Annotated in this window: 19 protein-coding genes; 10 read left to right on the forward strand and 9 right to left on the reverse strand. The window is 60.4% G+C overall.

Annotation, left to right across the window (positions count from 1 at the left end; genetic code table 11):
- Positions 1-361 precede the first annotated feature (361 nt).
- The 3 genes from H4W29_RS03675 to H4W29_RS03685 form a co-directional block, all read right to left on the reverse strand.
- A complete protein-coding gene (locus tag H4W29_RS03675; protein WP_192727715.1) occupies positions 362-673 on the reverse strand; it encodes a Dabb family protein in 312 nt (103 codons plus the stop codon).
- Between the two features lie 142 nt (positions 674-815).
- Positions 816-1,760 carry a YeeE/YedE thiosulfate transporter family protein gene (locus H4W29_RS03680; RefSeq protein ID WP_312872278.1) on the reverse strand — a complete coding sequence of 315 codons (945 nt, stop codon included), beginning with the start codon at positions 1,758-1,760 and terminating at the stop codon, positions 816-818.
- A 137-nt stretch (positions 1,761-1,897) separates the two neighbouring features.
- On the reverse strand, positions 1,898-2,425 hold the full coding sequence (locus H4W29_RS03685; protein ID WP_192727716.1) for a YkgB family protein: 528 nt from the start codon (positions 2,423-2,425) through the stop codon (positions 1,898-1,900).
- A gap of 251 nt (positions 2,426-2,676) precedes the next feature.
- Between H4W29_RS03685 and H4W29_RS03690 the strand changes: the two genes are divergently transcribed.
- A complete protein-coding gene (locus tag H4W29_RS03690; RefSeq protein ID WP_192727717.1) occupies positions 2,677-3,246 on the forward strand; it encodes a TetR/AcrR family transcriptional regulator in 570 nt (189 codons plus the stop codon).
- Positions 3,247-3,396: 150 nt separating this feature from the next.
- On the opposite strand, the gene H4W29_RS03695 is transcribed toward H4W29_RS03690, so the two are convergent.
- Both H4W29_RS03695 and H4W29_RS03700 read right to left on the reverse strand, forming a co-directional pair.
- A complete protein-coding gene (locus tag H4W29_RS03695) occupies positions 3,397-4,617 on the reverse strand; it encodes an NADH:flavin oxidoreductase/NADH oxidase family protein (protein ID WP_192727718.1) in 1,221 nt (406 codons plus the stop codon).
- A 94-nt stretch (positions 4,618-4,711) separates the two neighbouring features.
- The gene (locus H4W29_RS03700; RefSeq protein ID WP_192727719.1) at positions 4,712-5,353 is read right to left on the reverse strand and encodes a hypothetical protein; all 642 of its coding nucleotides are present in this window, start codon (positions 5,351-5,353) and stop codon (positions 4,712-4,714) included.
- Positions 5,354-5,507: 154 nt separating this feature from the next.
- Between H4W29_RS03700 and H4W29_RS03705 the strand changes: the two genes are divergently transcribed.
- Positions 5,508-5,645 carry a hypothetical protein gene (locus H4W29_RS03705; protein ID WP_192730816.1) on the forward strand — a complete coding sequence of 46 codons (138 nt, stop codon included), beginning with the start codon at positions 5,508-5,510 and terminating at the stop codon, positions 5,643-5,645.
- Positions 5,646-5,739: 94 nt separating this feature from the next.
- Here H4W29_RS03705 and H4W29_RS03710 read toward each other — a convergent pair whose 3' ends face one another.
- The 4 genes from H4W29_RS03710 to H4W29_RS03725 all read right to left on the reverse strand — a co-directional run bounded on the left by H4W29_RS03710 (position 5,740) and on the right by H4W29_RS03725 (position 9,038).
- Complete coding sequence (locus H4W29_RS03710; RefSeq protein ID WP_192727720.1) at positions 5,740-6,306, reverse strand: TetR/AcrR family transcriptional regulator; 567 nt, start codon at positions 6,304-6,306, stop codon at positions 5,740-5,742.
- Between the two features lie 16 nt (positions 6,307-6,322).
- Entirely contained in the window at positions 6,323-6,784 is a 462-nt protein-coding gene (locus H4W29_RS03715; protein WP_192727721.1) for a nuclear transport factor 2 family protein, read from the reverse strand.
- Between the two features lie 216 nt (positions 6,785-7,000).
- Positions 7,001-7,369 carry a DUF983 domain-containing protein gene (locus tag H4W29_RS03720; protein WP_037105104.1) on the reverse strand — a complete coding sequence of 123 codons (369 nt, stop codon included), beginning with the start codon at positions 7,367-7,369 and terminating at the stop codon, positions 7,001-7,003.
- Between the two features lie 265 nt (positions 7,370-7,634).
- Positions 7,635-9,038: an aminotransferase-like domain-containing protein gene (locus H4W29_RS03725; protein ID WP_192727722.1), complete on the reverse strand. Its 1,404-nt coding sequence runs from the start codon at positions 9,036-9,038 to the stop codon at positions 7,635-7,637.
- Positions 9,039-9,439: 401 nt separating this feature from the next.
- Between H4W29_RS03725 and H4W29_RS03730 the strand changes: the two genes are divergently transcribed.
- The 8 genes from H4W29_RS03730 (at position 9,440) to H4W29_RS03770 (ending at position 16,644) form a co-directional block, all read left to right on the forward strand.
- Complete coding sequence (locus tag H4W29_RS03730; RefSeq protein ID WP_192727723.1) at positions 9,440-9,922, forward strand: MSMEG_0572/Sll0783 family nitrogen starvation response protein; 483 nt, start codon at positions 9,440-9,442, stop codon at positions 9,920-9,922.
- 223 nt (positions 9,923-10,145) lie between these two features.
- Positions 10,146-11,186 carry a Nit6803 family nitrilase gene (locus H4W29_RS03735; RefSeq protein ID WP_192727724.1) on the forward strand — a complete coding sequence of 347 codons (1,041 nt, stop codon included), beginning with the start codon at positions 10,146-10,148 and terminating at the stop codon, positions 11,184-11,186.
- The gene (locus tag H4W29_RS03740; protein ID WP_192727725.1) at positions 11,113-12,231 is read left to right on the forward strand and encodes an MSMEG_0568 family radical SAM protein; all 1,119 of its coding nucleotides are present in this window, start codon (positions 11,113-11,115) and stop codon (positions 12,229-12,231) included. The genes H4W29_RS03735 and H4W29_RS03740 overlap by 74 nt, the downstream gene beginning before the upstream one ends.
- Positions 12,228-12,770, forward strand: coding sequence for an MSMEG_0567/Sll0786 family nitrogen starvation N-acetyltransferase (locus H4W29_RS03745; protein WP_183735741.1), 543 nt, complete (start codon positions 12,228-12,230; stop codon positions 12,768-12,770). Before H4W29_RS03740 ends, H4W29_RS03745 begins: the two co-directional genes overlap by 4 nt.
- Positions 12,770-13,747 carry a sll0787 family AIR synthase-like protein gene (locus tag H4W29_RS03750; RefSeq protein ID WP_192727726.1) on the forward strand — a complete coding sequence of 326 codons (978 nt, stop codon included), beginning with the start codon at positions 12,770-12,772 and terminating at the stop codon, positions 13,745-13,747. The genes H4W29_RS03745 and H4W29_RS03750 overlap by 1 nt, the downstream gene beginning before the upstream one ends.
- Complete coding sequence (locus H4W29_RS03760) at positions 13,744-15,078, forward strand: MSMEG_0565 family glycosyltransferase (protein WP_246517107.1); 1,335 nt, start codon at positions 13,744-13,746, stop codon at positions 15,076-15,078. Before H4W29_RS03750 ends, H4W29_RS03760 begins: the two co-directional genes overlap by 4 nt.
- Positions 15,071-15,358: an MSMEG_0570 family nitrogen starvation response protein gene (locus H4W29_RS03765; RefSeq protein ID WP_192727727.1), complete on the forward strand. Its 288-nt coding sequence runs from the start codon at positions 15,071-15,073 to the stop codon at positions 15,356-15,358. The genes H4W29_RS03760 and H4W29_RS03765 overlap by 8 nt, the downstream gene beginning before the upstream one ends.
- Positions 15,359-15,372: 14 nt before the next feature.
- Positions 15,373-16,644: an MSMEG_0569 family flavin-dependent oxidoreductase gene (locus H4W29_RS03770; protein ID WP_192727728.1), complete on the forward strand. Its 1,272-nt coding sequence runs from the start codon at positions 15,373-15,375 to the stop codon at positions 16,642-16,644.
- Positions 16,645-16,646: the final 2 nt, after the last annotated feature.

The raw sequence follows: 16,646 nt of genomic DNA on the forward strand, positions 1-16,646 counted from the left end.
AGCTGCTTCCGGCCCTTTACAGATTGATTCATCTGCAACCGGTATCGCTTCCAATCCATCCCTATCTACTTGAAACTGAATAAGAATTTTCAGAATGAGCCTTTAGTGCAGCATTTTTTGGGCTAAGTCATTGATTCTGAATAAGTGATCCACTTAACCTCAAAATTTCGCATAAGGAATTTCAAAATCAGAAGCAGCCTTTGCCGAGACCGATTCTTTAAAAGACTTTTTGCCATTGATACGTCACTTAAACAGAATCAATGACTTAGCCGATACATCTTGGCCAAATGGGCCAGCATCGGGAAATACTTGTTCATTTTCAAAGGGATAGATCGCCACCTGAAGCAGGCAGTCGTCATCGTCAGTCCCGCAGGGGCCGGATGACGGCCTTGGCGCTGTCGAAATCTGCCGCAACCCTGGTATCGCGGAGCGGCTTCACCGTGCGAGTGGAAAGGTCATAGTTGGGATGGGCCTTGTAGGCCGCGAGCGCTTCCTCGCTTTCAAATTCGCCATAGACGACGAAATCGACCGCGTTGCCCCACTGGTCCGTCTTGACGTTTTCGCCGATCTCCAACTTCAGCGCATGTGGAATGCCCGTCAATATCGAGAGCCCCTTGCGCACCGCTTCGCGGTTTTCCTCCGGCACGGTGAAGAAGACGATATGGCGGATCACGCGGAACACTCCTGTGGCAATTCTCTGAGCCTGGGCTCTGGGCTGGCAACCGGGCGATAACACGCGCCGCCCAGGCCTTCAACCGAGCCACAATGCCGCGTCAGTGACGAACAGAGCTTGAGCCACGCGGGCCAGCCGAATGTTACGACCAAGATCGCGCTGCTGAACCAAATCTAACGATCAGCGCGGCAAGCGCCGCTACCATAAGAAGGTAAGCGAGAAAGGCCTGCCACGCTCCCATCGGGAGGCCGACGAGCAGCAGGGTGTCGTTTCCACCAGGGATAAGGAGCGCCCCAAAGCCCATCAGCATCCCGCCCGTTATCCTTCGCGACACACTTCCCCATGTCGGCCAGGTTAACGAAAAACGATGTCGGCGAATTCTCGCCGAAACGAGACTGCCTCCGAACATGCAGACAAAAATGAGCGAACTCGTCACTGGGATCGAAAGCATCGATCCAATCGAGGTGGTGATCGAGAAGCGGGGCGCAAACTCTGACAAGGTGGCCGAAGTTATGCCGATCGTACCCATTGCTAGCGTTAGCCGCCGAAAGTTCGTCTCGGATTTGAAAGAGACGCCCAGTCTTAGAAATAGAAATGCGGGCAGAACCACTAGCAGAGCTCCCAGCGCAAGCGGCGGCGCGGCGCTGATTGGCATCGGTTCCGGGCGGAGTTCGAGCACTAAGTCGAGGGAGAGGATGATCAGAATACCGAGGAACGTGAAGCCGAACTCCAAGTCCCCGTTGCCAAAGTGCCCAACCGATCCAAAGACGCAGGCACCGTTCACATATACGCCGACGCCAAAGAGGATGGCTGCGCTGACCATAGGAAGCAAAGGAGACCATCCAGCATGCATGGTCGGCAGCGTATCGAGGACAATATATCCGACGGCAGCCCATACCGCGCATTCGGCCAAAGCAAGAAATCGTGCGGGTCGGCGCTCGGAAACCAACTCGGTCGTAGCGATGAAGGTGCAGATCGAACCGTAGTTCGTCGCGAAGCCGAGTACGAAGCTCAGCGCACCGATAACGCTGAAACCCGCCCATGTCTCGAAACCTGCTGGCTCCGCACCGCCGGGCAATCCGTCCACCGCACCAATCCTCCGTTCAGAAAAGAAGATCGCGCTTCGCAGAATGGCACGAGTTTCGCTTCCAGTGAATGGCGAACGCCCCGATCCGAGCCGGATCAGGGCGTTCACACCAAAGGCTAACTGCCGAGCTTTCGGATTTAAGCTCTGGCGGACCGGATCGCGAGAAAGGAGTCCATTGCAATCCAAAGCGATAGGGCCAGAAGCCCAACATCCTTGAGTAAGAATTGACCAGGAGCGACCGAAATGGCAGGGAACCCGAGCTCGGGAACAATCACGCCAGGGGTCGTAACCATGAAGCTGATGGTGGTGACGAATAGTCCGGAAGACAGGACGCCTCCCAGCAACGAGTAGACCGGGCTAATAAACCTTGCTGCGATCAGTGCGCCGATACTCAGTTCCAGGACGCCGAGAAAGCTCGAAAAGCCTCGAACACTGAAGATCGCATACATCCAGCTTACAAGAGGGCTGTTACTGACCAGATCGACCAGCCCTTGCGCCTCGTAGGCTGTAAATTTCATGCCGCCAAACCAGGCATAAATTACAGTGATCGAAACGTAGAGGCCGGCGGTTGTCGCCACGTGGCCATAGGTATCCGCCAGATGCAAAATGCCGAAGGCGCTCCTGGACTTCGGCTGCTTGCCGATATGATTGATAGCTTGGGTCATTTCCTTCTCCCATTGAATTGATCTTCAAAGGCTTCCCGCCCTCAAGAGAAACGATACCGACCTGTATCGCTGTTAATGGAATAATACAGACCTGTATCGTTTCCAAATCACGAAAGCGCGATCGTCACTGCAGAGGAAATGTGAGTTCAACCTCCAGGAAGATGCGTTTAAAGGAATTTTTCGGTGCGCATTGCTAATGGTTGCTGGAACACCTAACTGTCGCTACAGATCAGTTTTCTTTAGGAGTGAAAATGCGGCGATCAGAGATCAGGGACCATCTTCTCGAAACGGCCCTCCGTCTGTTCAACGAGAAAGGGTACCAGGCAACAGGCGTTGATTTGATTATCGCGGAAAGCGGCATCGCGAAAACGACGTTGTATCGGCACTTCGAAACTAAGGAGGACCTGATCGTCGCCGCGCTGGAGCGGCGCGACGAGGAGGATCGCCGTCAAATGCGCGAGTTTGTGGAAAAGCGTGCAAGTGATCCGGTAGAGCGGATTTTGCTGACGTTCGATTTTCTACAACTCTGGTTCAAGGACAAGGACTTCAGAGGCTGCAGCTTTATGGCTGCTGCGGGAGAACACAAGGATATCGTCGATCCCGTGTTTCGTGCCGCCAGCATGCACAAGCGTCTGGCGCTCGCCTACTTCGAAGAACTTGCTCATGCTGCACGGTTCCATGATCCAAGGCGCGTGGCGGACGAAATCAATATTCTCCATGAGGGAGCGACGGCCGTGGCTCAAGTGGTTCGCTCAGCGGAGCCCGGCCGCCAGGCGAAACGGATGGCGACGGCTATTCTCGCAACGATGGAACGCGACTAGTCGGGAACCGATACGCTATATCCGCCAGATTTTAGCAGGTATGTCCGCGCCTTGAATTCTGCGCGAGAGGCCATTGGTCTTGTTATCATTGACATGCCGGCTGATCGACCGCTCAGGCGGAGGTTGGAAATAAGGCTGACGTCGTCGGCTTCAGACGCTTCCGACTGCCTCCTTGGCAAAATGAGCCAACCAGACTTTTGTTCGATGCTTGTCCCGTTCCGCATAATCGCGGACGGCCTGTTCCAGGTCGCCGGAGCCCGTCGGGTCGTTGTCAACACCGATCTCGGCGAGCCGCATCGTGTACCATGCGGTCACCCCACCCTCCGGCGCATTCGGAAACCTGGGAAAGGACGGCTCCGATTTCTGGTCTTCTTTCCAAAGATTGGGAAGAGAAGGCTCAAGGGCGAGTGCGCGCGCAAGACCCACGATGTCAACCGCACCGCATGCCACGGCGTCTTCAGCCTGTCCGCGTGTCTTGAAACCGCCCGTCAACATAAGAGGCTTGGCTGTGACGGCGCGTGCGCGTTTCGCGAATTCGAGGAAGTAGGGGCCGCGGCCCGCCCTATCGGAGGCTGATTTTGCGCCGGGAAAGTAAGTCCCGCCGCTGATGTCGATCAGGTCGATCGAAGTTCGGTCCAGCGCTGCCACCACTTGGAGCGCGTCATCCTCGTCGAACCCTCCTACGAGTTCGTCTGTGGAATTCAGCTTTACGGCGATCGGGAAAGTCGGTCCGACAGCGAGGCGGGTTGCTTCGACAGCTTCCAGCAGAATCCGCATACGATTGGCGATCTCCCCTCCGTAATCATCACGGCGCCTGTTGAACAGTGGCGAAAGAAACTGGCTAAGCAGAAATCCATGTGCCGCATGAATCTGCACGCCGCCAAACCCGGCCTGCTGCGCCAACCGGGCTGTCGTTGCAAATTGCGAGGGCAGTTGGCGCAGTTCCTCTGATGTGATTTCCGCACAACGCAGACCTTGCAAGTCGAAAGCACTGGGACCCTTCGGGATGCTTGTCGGTGCATAGGCAAGGGCTCCGGCATGGCCGAGTTGCAGCCAAAGCCCGGTGCCGTTTTCGCTGCCGTGCAGAGCAAGTTTTTTGAACCGTTCGAGGTCCGATGCTTCGTTGAGCACCAGGTTGCCGGGGTTCTCGGCGTAGCCTGAGGTAAGCTGGACCTCTCCGATTATGGATACGGCCAATCCACCTTCGGCCCAACGTTGATAGAGCCTCATCTGCGCAGCGGTTGGATGCCCGGTTCCGTCGCCTAGTGAATCCGACATCGCTGATTTTGCAATTCGACTACCAAGGGTCAAACCGCAAGGCAGCTGAAGCGGAACAAACAGTGGCCCACGACTTTGCTTCAGAGCTTTCACGACAATACCTCGGCATTCATTTTATCGCTGAAAACTGATGGCAGAGCAATGTCAGCTGCATCGTCGCGATAGTGTGCTGGCCGGGAGATGGAAATCAGCAACCCGACGAACTGCAGTGCTCTGGGCGGATCGCCGTGAGGAAGGCCCGTCCATACTCGGCAAGCTTTTCCGCCCTGTCGGTGCCGTTGACGATGCGGCGCGCGTTGACCCAGTCTTCCTTCTCTTCATTGAGGTGATCGCAAAGCCGATGGCTGGTAAAGCTGCCGCATAGCATGCCTTCGATCAGGATCGTCACAGCCGGCGTCATTTCCATGGCGCGGTCGGGATGAGCGACAAGATCGATGCCGGTCACTTCGCTCATCGCCTCGTAGTTTCTCTTGTGGGTGAGCTGCACCAGCCCGCGGCCGAGCCAGCATTTACCGTCCTCATCCGGCCGCCAGTAAGGCGACTTCACCCAGGAGAGCCGGCCCGACGCGAAAGCGGTCTCGAGGATTTCGACGGCGCGCGAATCACTCGTCGCCAGCGTCTCGCGCACAGGCTGCATCGTGTAAGCAGTCTCATGAAAGGCGGTGGCCAATATATAGGCCAGCCAGCGCCGATCAGCGGTAGCCAAATTCGCGTCCCAGTAGTCGAGGATCGCATTCATGCCTTCGATCTGGGCAGGGGCTAGACTGCCGTTGAACAGCGCGTGCTGTACGGTGCCGAAGAAGAATTGCCGATCGAGTGAGACTGTCATTATACGCTTCTCCGAGGCCTGCTGTGATTAACGTCCGCTTAATCGATTGAAATTTTTTTAATCGTTTCAAGTGTGACCGAGGTAGATTTACACCCGTTTTTTGATGTGCGATGCATCGATCCATAAGCACATCCTTGCTGAGGAAGAGAGGCATATGATGCAGACCACCGCAGAAACTCCGACCAAGATCCCCCAGCACGTCGTCGACCAGATGGAAAACGAGTGGCGCCAGATACGCACGCAACGCGAGAATCCGCGCCCGGCGCGCCTGCCCTCCCAGAACGACGCTTAAACACAATCCTGACGGGTGAGGCCGCCCTGAACCCCTCACCCGCTGCGCCCTGCTTTTCCGGCATTTTTGCTGCTGCCAAGGCAGCGGCCACCGCCTATTCTCCATATTTCGTCGCAGCCAGCCTGCCGGCTAGCCGGTCCAGGGTTCTGCGGAACATATCCTTGTCATCCAGCGCCCGCGAGAGCACCAGCGCGCCCTGAATGCCGGAAACGGCCTCCTCGGCCGCGGCAAGGGCGACATCCCCGCCGTAGCCGGCGCGAACCAGCGCCTGGCGCAACGCCTCGATCCAGCGGACGAAATAATCCCGGATGACAGGCGAAAAGCGCTGGCGCGTCTCGTCCAGCGCAAAGGCGCCGACGAGGCAGACGCGGCTGCCGGAGCGGAAGTAATCCATCACATTCGCCCACATCGCATCGATCGCCGCGCTGGCATCGTCACGTCGTAACGGCTCGTAGATAGCGCGTTCGAACCAGCCGTCGACATCGGCAAGGACGGCAGCCGCCATCTCCTCCTTGCCCCCTGGGAAGAAGTGATAGAGGCTGCCCTTGCCGATGCCGGTGCGCTCGGTAATGCGGCTCAATGTCGTGCCCTCGTAGCCGAACTCGCGGAAGATCTCTGCGAGCAGCGGCACAACATCGGCACGTTCATAAACGGTCTTCACACGTCACCTTAAGGCCTCAAAGACCGAGGTCGGAAAGGCCCGGATGCTCATCGGGCCGCCGGCCGAGCGGCCAGTGGAACTTGCGATCCGATTCCTTGATCGGCAAATCGTTGATGCAGGCGAAACGGCGCTGCATCAAGCCCTCCGCATCGAATTCCCAGTTCTCATTGCCATAGGAACGGAACCAGTTGCCGCTGTCATCATGCCATTCATAGGCAAAGCGCACAGCGATGCGGCTACCGGTGAAAGCCCAGAGTTCCTTGATCAGCCGATAGTCCAGCTCCTTTGCCCACTTGCGTGTCAGGAACGCGACGATCTCGGCACGGCCGGTCACGAATTCGGCGCGGTTCCGCCACTGGCTGTCGGGCGTGTAGACGAGTGAGACGCGCTGCGGATCACGGCTGTTCCAGCCGTCTTCGGCAAGGCGAACCTTCTGGGTTGCGGTTTCATGGGTGAAGGGAGGAAGCGGTGCAGGCATATTGGGTCTCCTTGATTGATATGTACCTTTCGTTATATATTGTACTGATCAGTACATTAAACGCAACAGACTTGAATATCGGGTTCCTGCGGCATTTTGGCTTCGGGAAAATCCGACGACGCCCGGACGGCAAAAAGGCCGCTCGACGTTCCGAACGGCCTTTTACAGGGTGGCGTCAGTGCGCCTGACAGGTACGCGATCCTCGGCTCTCCGAGATCAGGCGAGCTTGCCCTCTTCGGCCTTATAGAAATATTGGCTTGCGACCAGCCATCCCTTCAGCGGTCTCAATGGCGGAATACAGGTGGCGAACATGAAGGGGCCGGTGACCAGCAACTGCACCCAGAGCGGTGCGGAGAAGGCAACTTCCAGCCACACACCAAGCAGCACGCTCGGCACGCAGGCAAAGCAGATCACGAAGAAGGCCGGGCCGTCGGCCGGATCGGCGAAGGAATAGTCGAGCCCGCAGACTTCGCATTCCTTCTTCAGCGTGAGGAAGCCCTTGAACATATGTCCCTGTCCGCAGCGCGGGCAGCGGCCCCTGATGCCGGTCTGCATCGGAGGGAGAGGAGGATATTCGGTATCCATGGCGATCTCGCTTTCAGCGTTGCGAGGCATCGACAAATCCATTCAATGCCCCATAATGTATGCATACAATATAATTACATTGAAAGCGGATTGCCAGTCTATTCGTCAGAATGACGCAGAGGCTTTTTGGGCTGGGTTTTCTAGATGAAAGGGTGAGACGCGAGCGGCTCGGCTCTCTCGCGGCAAAAGAGGGAGCGCATGTTGTGGGACACCGCCAGCCGGCTCGAATGAGTCGGCAAGAGGCAGCACTCAGAAAGGCCGCAACTCAGAAGAACGAAGCCGACATTTCCGGCGGCCCTTCAAGCGCATGAGCCATGAAGTCCAGCGCGACTTTCAGCCTGTCGCGGCCGATCGGCCCGCCGAGGCAGACGCGCACGGCTTCGGGGGCGGCACCTTCCACGGTGAATGCGTCGCTTGCCACCACGCCGATGCCCGAGGAGCGCATGTGGCTGCCGAAGGTGGAGCGGGTCCAGCCGTTGGTGAGCGGCAGCCAGATGTTGAAGCTGATCGGATCGGCCTTGTAGCTGCCCTCGGGAAGGATATGCGCCACCATCTGTTGGCGGGCACCCGCCTCCGCACGAATGAAGCGCAGGATCGTATCTGCCGTGCCATCCTCGATCCAGCGGGTCGCAAGCGCCACTGATATCGGCGAGGCCATGACATTGTTGGCGCGCATGGCGCTGACGAAGGGCCAGATCGCCTTGGTGTCCGGGGCGACCACATAGGCCAGCCGCAGGCCGGCGCCGATGCATTTGGCGAGGCCGCCGATATGCCAGGTCAGATCAGGCGCGATTGCGGCCAGCGGCGGCGGGCCGTGCAGCGGGATGAAGCCATAGGCGTCGTCCTCGACAACGGGCACGTGATATTTGCGAGCGACAGCGGCAATTTCCTCGCGGCGCTTTTCCGGAATCGTCAGCGTCAGGGGGTTCTGCAAGGTTGGATTGAGATAAAGCGCCTTCGGCTTCAAGCGCTCGCAGGCTTCTGCAAAGGCATCGGGCAAGATGCCCTCTTCATCCATCGGCAGACCGGAAAGATTGAGCCGCAGCTGGGCAGCGATCGAGCGCATGCCGGGATAGGTGATGTTTTCCGACAGCACGGTCTCGCCGGGCTTTGCCAGCAGGCCGAAGATCGCCAACAGCGCAGGGTGGGCACCGGGCGTGACGAAGATGCGCTCCTGCGAGGGCACAAGACCGCGACGGCTGAGCCAGGCGGCAGCCGCCTCCTTGTCCATGCCCGAACCGCCAAAACCCTGGTAGCGCAGCAGCGGAATGAGATTGGTCGCGACCGCCGACATGCCCTCGCGCATGCGGGCGATCAGCTCCTGATCATCCGGCTCCGGCGGCAGGTTCATCGAGAAATCGACGACGGAGGCGCGGCGCGGATCGGGCGCTGCATCGGAGGCGAAGCCACGGCGCTCGCGGTCCTGCCCGCCGGTGACGAAGGTGCCGCGGCCGACATGCGAATCCACCAGGCCGCGCTTCTGCGCCTCGACATAACCGCGCGCCACCGTGGTGAAATCGATGCTGAGGCGCTTTGCGAGCTCGCGCTGCGGCGGCAGCCGGTCTCCAACCGCCAGCACGCCGCTTCTCAGATCCATTTCGATCAGATCGGCAATTGCCATGTAACGGGGGCTCGAGGAGCGGGTGAGATCGGGATGCCAGTCTTTCATTTCATCTTCCGCAATTCGTGATCGACGCTGACGGGGATTCTCGTCGACATTGACCGTATATTGTTGCATATTTCGCCTGTCACGCAAAAACGGCGTCGCTCCTCCTCGCGCCGGACGACCGAATGCAGCATGCGAGCATGATATAATCGGGATTACGCACTGCATCGATATATTGATTGTATCTTGACTGCATTCATTTCGATCTTACTTGCATTCATTTTTTGCACATAAATGCCCGCCTAATTGGCGTCAGATTCAATCCTCCTCAAAATTGAATGCATAATTGAATGCTTTTTGGCGCGAATTGACTGCTATTTGTGCAAAGTCAAATTGGCATGGTGCTTGCAATTCAATGGCTGTACCCCGTGAGAGGGGCCTGACTTCAAACACAGGAGCCATTCATGCCCGCAGTTACCGCACCGGCCCACGCAGATGGAGACTTCCTCGTCGATTACGAAGAGAAGGTCTTTGAAGACGTCCAGGCCAAGGAGGGTGAGAAAGCCCTCATCACCTTCCACACCGTCGCCTTCGAAGGATCGATCGGCCTCGTGAACCTGCTGCAGGCCAAGCGCCTGAAGCGCAAGGGCTTCGAAACCTCCGTTCTGCTCTATGGTCCCGGCGTGACGCTCGGGGTGCAGCGCGGCTTTCCCAAGCTCGGCGCGGAAGCCTTCCCCGGCCATTTGAACTTCAACAATCAGATCAAGGGTTTCATGGAAGAAGGCGGCAAGGTCTATGCCTGCCGCTTCGCGCTGCAGGCGCTCTATGGCCATGGCGAGCAGTCGCTGATCCCCGGCATCCGCCCGATCAGTCCGCTCGACGTGCTGGACATGATTCTCATCCACCGCCGCGACGGCGCCTTCATCCTCGATACCTGGACGCTCTGACCTGGGGACTGAACCCTTCTCCCCGACGGGGAGAAGGTGGCCCGAAGGGCCGGATGAGGGGCCGCGCGGCACATGTCGTCTTCGCCGGTGGCTCAGACGTTCGCTCCTTCGTCGCTCACCCCTCATCTGTCCCGACGGACATCGACCGGGGTTGAGCCACTGGTCTCAACCCGTCCTTCGGACCCCCACTGGGGAGAAGCGGAAACCAAGGAAGGATTTCGCCATGGAAAAGAAAATGACCGTCCGGGCGGCAGCCGCGCAGATCGCGCCGGATCTGACCTCGCGCGAAAAGACGCTGGCGCGCGTGCTGGAGACAATTGCCGAGGCGGCTGCCAAGGGTGCCGAGATCATCGTCTTTCCGGAGACCTTCGTTCCCTGGTACCCCTATTTCTCCTTCGTGCTGCCGCCGGTTCTATCGGGCCGCGAGCATCTGCGCCTCTATGAAGAGGCTGTCACCGTTCCGAGTGCGGCAACCGATGCCGTTGCGGCGGCGGCCCGCGAACATGGCGTCGTCGTGGCGCTCGGCGTCAACGAGCGCGATCATGGCTCGCTCTACAATACCCAGCTCCTCTTCGATGCCGACGGCAGGCTTATCCTCAAGCGCCGCAAGATCACGCCGACCTATCATGAGCGGATGATCTGGGGCCAGGGCGATGCCTCGGGGCTGACGGTGGTCGACAGCAGCATCGGGCGGCTCGGCGCCCTTGCCTGCTGGGAGCATTACAATCCCCTCGCCCGCTATGCGCTGATGGCCCAGCACGAGGAAATCCACATCGCCCAGTTTCCGGGTTCGATGGTCGGGCCAATCTTCGCCGAGCAGATGGAAGTGACGATCCGCCATCATGCGCTCGAAAGCGGCTGCTTCGTCGTCAACGCCACGGGATGGCTGACCGAGGAGCAGATCAATTCCATCACACCCGACCAAGGATTGCAGAAGGCGCTGCGCGGCGGCTGCATGACTGCGATCATCTCGCCCGAGGGCAAGCACCTGGCGCCGCCGATCACTGAGGGCGAAGGCATCCTGATCGCCGATCTCGACATGAGCCTGATCACCAAGCGCAAGCGGATGATGGATTCGGTCGGCCACTATGCCCGCCCCGAGCTGCTGCATCTCGTCATGGACGGCCGCGCCACCCAGCCGATGGTCGGCTCCGCACATTCCTTCGAAGCAAACACAGGGACCAAGAGCGATGGACAATACGACGTTTCTGCCGACCGAGACGCTGATCAACGAGTTGCAGTCCTTCGGAGCCAGGCTCGTTGATCCCAAGGCCGGCCATGAGAGCCGCCGCGGCGGCGCCGGCCCATCCGACCACAAGGCGCTGACCATCGATGGCATGACCGTGATGGTGCCGGTTCACACGGCGCCGGCCTTCGAGAGCCCCTATCTGGTGGAGAAGCCCGACGAGGCCGGCAAGAGCCGGATCAGCCGCGACGGGCGCGTGCTCGGCGAAGTGTCCTTCCCGCTGCGCCCGCGCTTCTACGAGCGCAGCACCGCCGACGGCATTCCTTACTCGCAGATTGCCGTGCTGCATGGCCGGGATGTGCTGGCGACCACGGTGCTGCAGACCTGCATCCGCTATCAAAGCCGCACCAAGACCTGTCAGTTCTGCGCCATCGGCCAGTCGCTGGCGGCCGGCCGCACCGTTGCCCACAAGACGCCGGAGCAGCTGGCGGAAGTCGCCAAGGCCGCTGTCGAACTCGATGGCGTCAAGCATATGGTGATGACGACGGGCACGCCGAAGGGACCGGATCGCGGTGCTTCGATCCTTGCCGACAGCGCCCGTGCCATCAAGGCGGCCGTCGACCTGCCGATCCAGGCGCAGTGCGAGCCGCCGGAAGACGACATCTGGTTCTCGATCATGAAGGAAGCCGGCGTCGATGCGCTCGGCATGCATCTGGAAGTCGTGACGCCTGAGCTGCGCGAACGCATCATGCCCGGCAAGGCGCAGGTACCGATTTCGAAATACATGACCTCCTTCAAGGCGGCAGTCGAAGTCTTCGGGCGCGGCCAGGTCTCGACCTATATCCTCGCCGGCCTTGGCGACACGCGCGAGGCGATCCTCGATATTTGCGAGAAGCTGGTCGCGATCGGCGTCTATCCCTTCGTCGTGCCCTTCGTGCCGATTTCGGGAACGCCGCTCGAAAGCCATCCGGCGCCGAAGCCTGATTTCATGCATTCGATCCTCGGCCCGCTCTCGAAAATGCTGGTCGATAGCGGCTTGAAGGCCGTCGACATCAAGGCCGGCTGCGGCAAATGCGGCGCCTGCTCTGCCCTTTCCTCCTATGAAAGGATGCTGACCAAATGATGCTGGAGCCCTTCTCGCCCTATCGCGCCAGCGAATTCCAGGTGAAGTTTTCCACTTCGGAATGGGAGCGGCAGGAAGCACATGCGCTGCGCCGCGCCGTCTTCTGCGAGGAGCAGAAGATCTTCGAGAACGACGACCGCGATGTGATCGACGAGCATGCGATCCCGATCGTGGCGCTGTCGATGATGGGGGTTGCCGCCGACCGGCTGGTCGGCACGGTGCGCATCCATCAGGAGGAGCCGGGACTCTGGTGGGGGTCGCGGCTCGCCGTGCACGAGGATTTCCGCAAGATCGGCGCGCTTGGCGCAACGCTGATCCGGCTTGCCGTCTCCTCCGCCAATGCGATGGGCTGCCACACGTTCCTTGCCAATGTGCAGGTGCAGAACGGTCTGCTCTTCCGCCGGCTGCACTGGGACGTGATCGAGGAATTCGAGGTCTACGGCAAGCCGCATCTCAGGATGAAGGCGGACCTTGCCTGGTACCCGCCCTGCCCGACGCCGGAAACCGGGCTGGTGGCGCTCGCCAGGAAGGCGGCGTGATGGGCGAGCGGATCGACTTCAAGGCGCTTGCCGCCAAGCTTTCCTCCTCCTCCGGCATTGCTGCCAAGGCGGATATCGGCTCAGTTGCCGCAAGCCTCGGCCTGGCCGGCCAGCCGGTGGCGGTGGGTGACGATTGCGCCGCCTTGCCCGATGGCGACGGATACCTGCTCTTTGCCATCGAGGGCTTCATCAACGAGTTCGTCGCAGCCGACCCATGGTTTGCCGGCTGGTGCGGGGTGATGGTCAATATTTCCGATGTCGCCGCGATGGGCGGCCGGCCGGTCGCCGTCGTCGATGCCGTCTGGGCGAATGGAGAGGCAGGGGCAGCACCCGTGCTCGAAGGGATGCGGGCGGCGGCCAGAGCCTTCGGCGTGCCGATCGTTGGTGGCCATACGAATATCCGCACCGATCGCGGCCAGCTTTCGGTCGCCATCCTCGGCAAGGCGAAGAAGCTGCTGACCAGCTTCGATGCCCAAGCGGGGGATGTGCTGATCGCGGCGATCGATCATCGCGGCCGTTATCGCGAACCTTTCAACAACTGGGAGGCGGCAACCGATGCCCCGCCCGCGCGGCTGCGCGGCGATCTGGAGATCCTGCCCGACATCGCAGAAGCCGGACTCGCACTCGCTGCCAAGGATATCAGCCAGGGTGGCATTATCGGCACGGCGATCATGCTGGCGGAATGTTCCGGCGTCGGTATCGATATCGATGTCCGCGCAATTCCGCTGCCGGATGGCGTGGCGATCGAGCGCTGGCTCGCGACCTTTCCAAGCTTCGGCTACCTGATCTCCACCGCACCGGAAAAGGCCGATGCGGTGATCCGGCACTTTGCCTCCCGCAAGATCAGCGCGGCGGTGATCGGCACTGTCAAAGCCGGCAACGCAGTGGCGATAACGGACGGCGCCGATCGTATTGTGATCCGCGACTATGCCGAGACGCCACTGCTGCAGCTCAGTCGGCAGGAGGATGCCGCATGAGCCGGCCGTTGCGCATCGCCATGCTCTCCCATTCCACCAACCCGCGCGGCGGCGTGGTGCATGCCATGCAGCTTTCCGAGGCTTTGACTGCTCTTGGCCACGACGTCGTGCTGCATGCGCCGGATGCCAAGGGGACGGGATTTTTCCGTGAGCCGGCCTGCGGTGCGGTGTTGGTACCGGTTAAGCAGGTTGCTCCCCCTTCTCCCCAACGGGGAGATGTCCGCAGGACAGATGAGGGGGTGGAGCGGAGCGACGCAACGAGCGGCAAGCGAGATGCAGAATTTGCGGGTGCGGCCCCCTCATCCGACCCTTCGGGCCACCAACCGGGGTTGAGCCACGGGTCTCAACCCGTCCTTCGGACCCCCGCTGGGGAGAAGGGAGGGATGACCGCCATGGTCGAGCAACGGATTGCCGATTACATCAATCACTTCGAAAACCCCGCCGCCCGCGGATTCGATATCTACCACGCCCATGACGGCATTTCCGGCAATGCGCTGGCAACCTTGAAGGAGCGCGGGCTGATCCCCGCGTTCGTCCGCACCGTCCATCATATCGACCAGTTCGCAGATCCCAAGCTGATGGCGCTGCAGGATCGGTCCATCGAGCGGGCCGACCTGTTCTTCACCGTCAGTTCGATGTGGCGCAAGACGCTTGAGGAAACGCGCGGCATCCGCTCCACCGTCGTCGGCAACGGCGTCGATACCGGGCGCTTCTCCCCCGCCATCGACGCCAGCGCGCTGCGCGGCAAACTCGCCCTGCCGGACGGCCCGATCTTCCTTGCCGTCGGCGGCATCGAGGCGCGCAAGAATACGATCGCCATGCTGGAAGCCTTCGGCCAAGTGCGCGCCATCCGCCCGGATGCGCAATTCGTCATTGCCGGTGGTGCTTCGCTGCTCGATCATCACGGCTATCAGCGCGAGTTCCGTGCGGTGCTCGCCTCGCTCGGCGAGCATGCGGCCGCCGTCCATATCCTCGGCACCGTTGCCGACGAGGATATGCCGGCACTTTACCGGCTTGCAGATACGCTGGTCTTCGCCTCGGTCAAGGAAGGCTTCGGCCTCGTGGTATTGGAAGCGATGGCGAGTGGCGTGCCCGTCGTCGTCTCCTCCATCGCACCTTTCACCGAATATCTCGGCGCCGAGGATGTCGTCTGGTGCGATCCGCAGAATTCCGCCTCGATTGCCGAAGCCATGGCGATCTCGCTTATGCCGCCGGTGCGCGCCGGGCTTATCCCGCACGGGCTTGATCTTGCCGCCCATCACAGCTGGCAGCGCACGGCTGCCGCCCATCTCCAAGCCTACGAGACATTGAAGGAGCCTGCCCATGCCTGAAATGCGCTTCGTCATCGCCTGGCCCGATGGCCGCGAGGAGACCTGTTATTCTCCCTCCCTCGTCATCCGGGACTTCTTCGAGGAAGGCCAGACCTATCCGATCCGCGATTTTCTCGACCGCAGCCGCAAGGCGCTGACCATCGCCAGCGACCGGGTTGAAGCGAAATACGGCTATCCCTGTTCGCTCGCCCGCGGCCAGCTTGCCCGCATCGAGGAGGCGAGCTCCCTCTTTCTTGCCGATGCCGATGCCCGCGTGCGCTGCGAAAGTTTCATTCTCTGAAAGGAACCCGACCCATGACCTTTTCCCTCAAGCCGCATTACAGCGCCGTCGTCATCGGCGGCGGCCAGGCCGGGCTTTCGGCCAGCCACTATCTCAAGAAGCACGGCATCGACCATGTCGTCTTCGAGAAGAAGACCGTAGCGCATAAATGGAAGAACGAGCGCTGGGATGCGTTCTGCCTGGTGACGCCGAACTGGCAGTGCCAGCTGCCGGACCACCCCTATGACGGCGATGAGCCGCATGGCTTCATGGTCAAGGACGAGATCATCGCCTATGTCGACCGCTTCGTAAAAAAGGTGAATGCACCTGTTCTCGAAGGCACGACTGTCACCTCTCTCGAAAAAGCCGGGGACCTCTTCAGGCTCTCGACTTCGGCAGGGGCGCTGACCGCAGACAGCGTCATCATCGCCACCAGCCTCTACAGCGCGCCGGCCATTCCGCGCGCCGCCGAGCGTCTGCCTGACAATGTCCTGCAGATCCACACGGCTGACTACCGAAATCCCGGGCAATTGCCTGATGGCGCCGTTGTCGTCGTCGGTTCCGGCCAGTCCGGCTGCCAGATCGCCGAAGACCTGCATCTTGCCGGCCGCAAGGTGCATATGGTCACCGGCAATGCGCCACGCTGCGCCCGCTTTTATCGTGGCCGCGATGTGGTCGACTGGCTCGCCGATGTCGGCCAGTACGACATCACCGTCGAGCATGACGGCATGACCAAGAAGAAGCACGACACCAATCATTATCTCACCGGCCGTGACGGCGGGCGCGATATCGACCTGCGCAAATTCGCGCTGGAGGGCATGTCGCTCTATGGCCGCATGGAAAACGTATCCAGCGGACGGATGCTGTTCGAGGAGAACCTCAAAGCCAATCTCGACAATGCCGACCGGGTCTATAACGGCATCAATGCGCTGATCGACCGGCATATTGCCGAGAAGGGTATCGAAGCGCCGCCGGCCAGCGTCTACACACCGCTCTGGGAGCCGGAAAGCGAACCGGTAGAACTCGATCTCAGGGCGGAGGGTGTCACTTCGGTGATCTGGGCAACCGGCTTTTCGCCCGACTGGTCCTATGTCGGCCTGCCGATTTTCGACGGCACCGGCTACCCGGTGCAGCGGCGCGGCGTGACGGGTATCGACGGGGTCTATGTGCTCGGCCTGCCCTGGCTCTGGACCTGGGGTTCCGGCCGCTTCCTTGCCGTCGGCAAGGATGCCGAGCATGTGGTAAACCACCTCGCCGGCCATCTGGAAGCCGCCCGTCCGGTCCTGAAACAGGCGGCCAGCGCTTGAAC

This window comes from Rhizobium viscosum (assembly GCF_014873945.1).
Lineage (GTDB): Bacteria > Pseudomonadota > Alphaproteobacteria > Rhizobiales > Rhizobiaceae > Rhizobium > Rhizobium viscosum.

What these genes read in the sequence shown, in the direction of transcription:
- H4W29_RS03685 (WP_192727716.1), bottom strand. Translation starts at nt 2,425, where the DNA reads ATGACCCAAGCTATCAATCATATCGGCAAGCAGCCGAAGTCCAGGAGC.
- H4W29_RS03690 (WP_192727717.1), top strand. Translation starts at nt 2,677, where the DNA reads ATGCGGCGATCAGAGATCAGGGACCATCTTCTCGAAACGGCCCTCCGT.
- H4W29_RS03700 (WP_192727719.1), bottom strand. Translation starts at nt 5,353, where the DNA reads ATGACAGTCTCACTCGATCGGCAATTCTTCTTCGGCACCGTACAGCAC.
- H4W29_RS03705 (WP_192730816.1), top strand. Translation starts at nt 5,508, where the DNA reads ATGATGCAGACCACCGCAGAAACTCCGACCAAGATCCCCCAGCACGTC.
- H4W29_RS03715 (WP_192727721.1), bottom strand. Translation starts at nt 6,784, where the DNA reads ATGCCTGCACCGCTTCCTCCCTTCACCCATGAAACCGCAACCCAGAAG.
- H4W29_RS03720 (WP_037105104.1), bottom strand. Translation starts at nt 7,369, where the DNA reads ATGGATACCGAATATCCTCCTCTCCCTCCGATGCAGACCGGCATCAGG.
- H4W29_RS03725 (WP_192727722.1), bottom strand. Translation starts at nt 9,038, where the DNA reads ATGAAAGACTGGCATCCCGATCTCACCCGCTCCTCGAGCCCCCGTTAC.
- H4W29_RS03730 (WP_192727723.1), top strand. Translation starts at nt 9,440, where the DNA reads ATGCCCGCAGTTACCGCACCGGCCCACGCAGATGGAGACTTCCTCGTC.
- H4W29_RS03735 (WP_192727724.1), top strand. Translation starts at nt 10,146, where the DNA reads ATGGAAAAGAAAATGACCGTCCGGGCGGCAGCCGCGCAGATCGCGCCG.
- H4W29_RS03740 (WP_192727725.1), top strand. Translation starts at nt 11,113, where the DNA reads ATGGACAATACGACGTTTCTGCCGACCGAGACGCTGATCAACGAGTTG.
- H4W29_RS03745 (WP_183735741.1), top strand. Translation starts at nt 12,228, where the DNA reads ATGATGCTGGAGCCCTTCTCGCCCTATCGCGCCAGCGAATTCCAGGTG.
- H4W29_RS03750 (WP_192727726.1), top strand. Translation starts at nt 12,770, where the DNA reads ATGGGCGAGCGGATCGACTTCAAGGCGCTTGCCGCCAAGCTTTCCTCC.
- H4W29_RS03760 (WP_246517107.1), top strand. Translation starts at nt 13,744, where the DNA reads ATGAGCCGGCCGTTGCGCATCGCCATGCTCTCCCATTCCACCAACCCG.
- H4W29_RS03765 (WP_192727727.1), top strand. Translation starts at nt 15,071, where the DNA reads ATGCCTGAAATGCGCTTCGTCATCGCCTGGCCCGATGGCCGCGAGGAG.
- H4W29_RS03770 (WP_192727728.1), top strand. Translation starts at nt 15,373, where the DNA reads ATGACCTTTTCCCTCAAGCCGCATTACAGCGCCGTCGTCATCGGCGGC.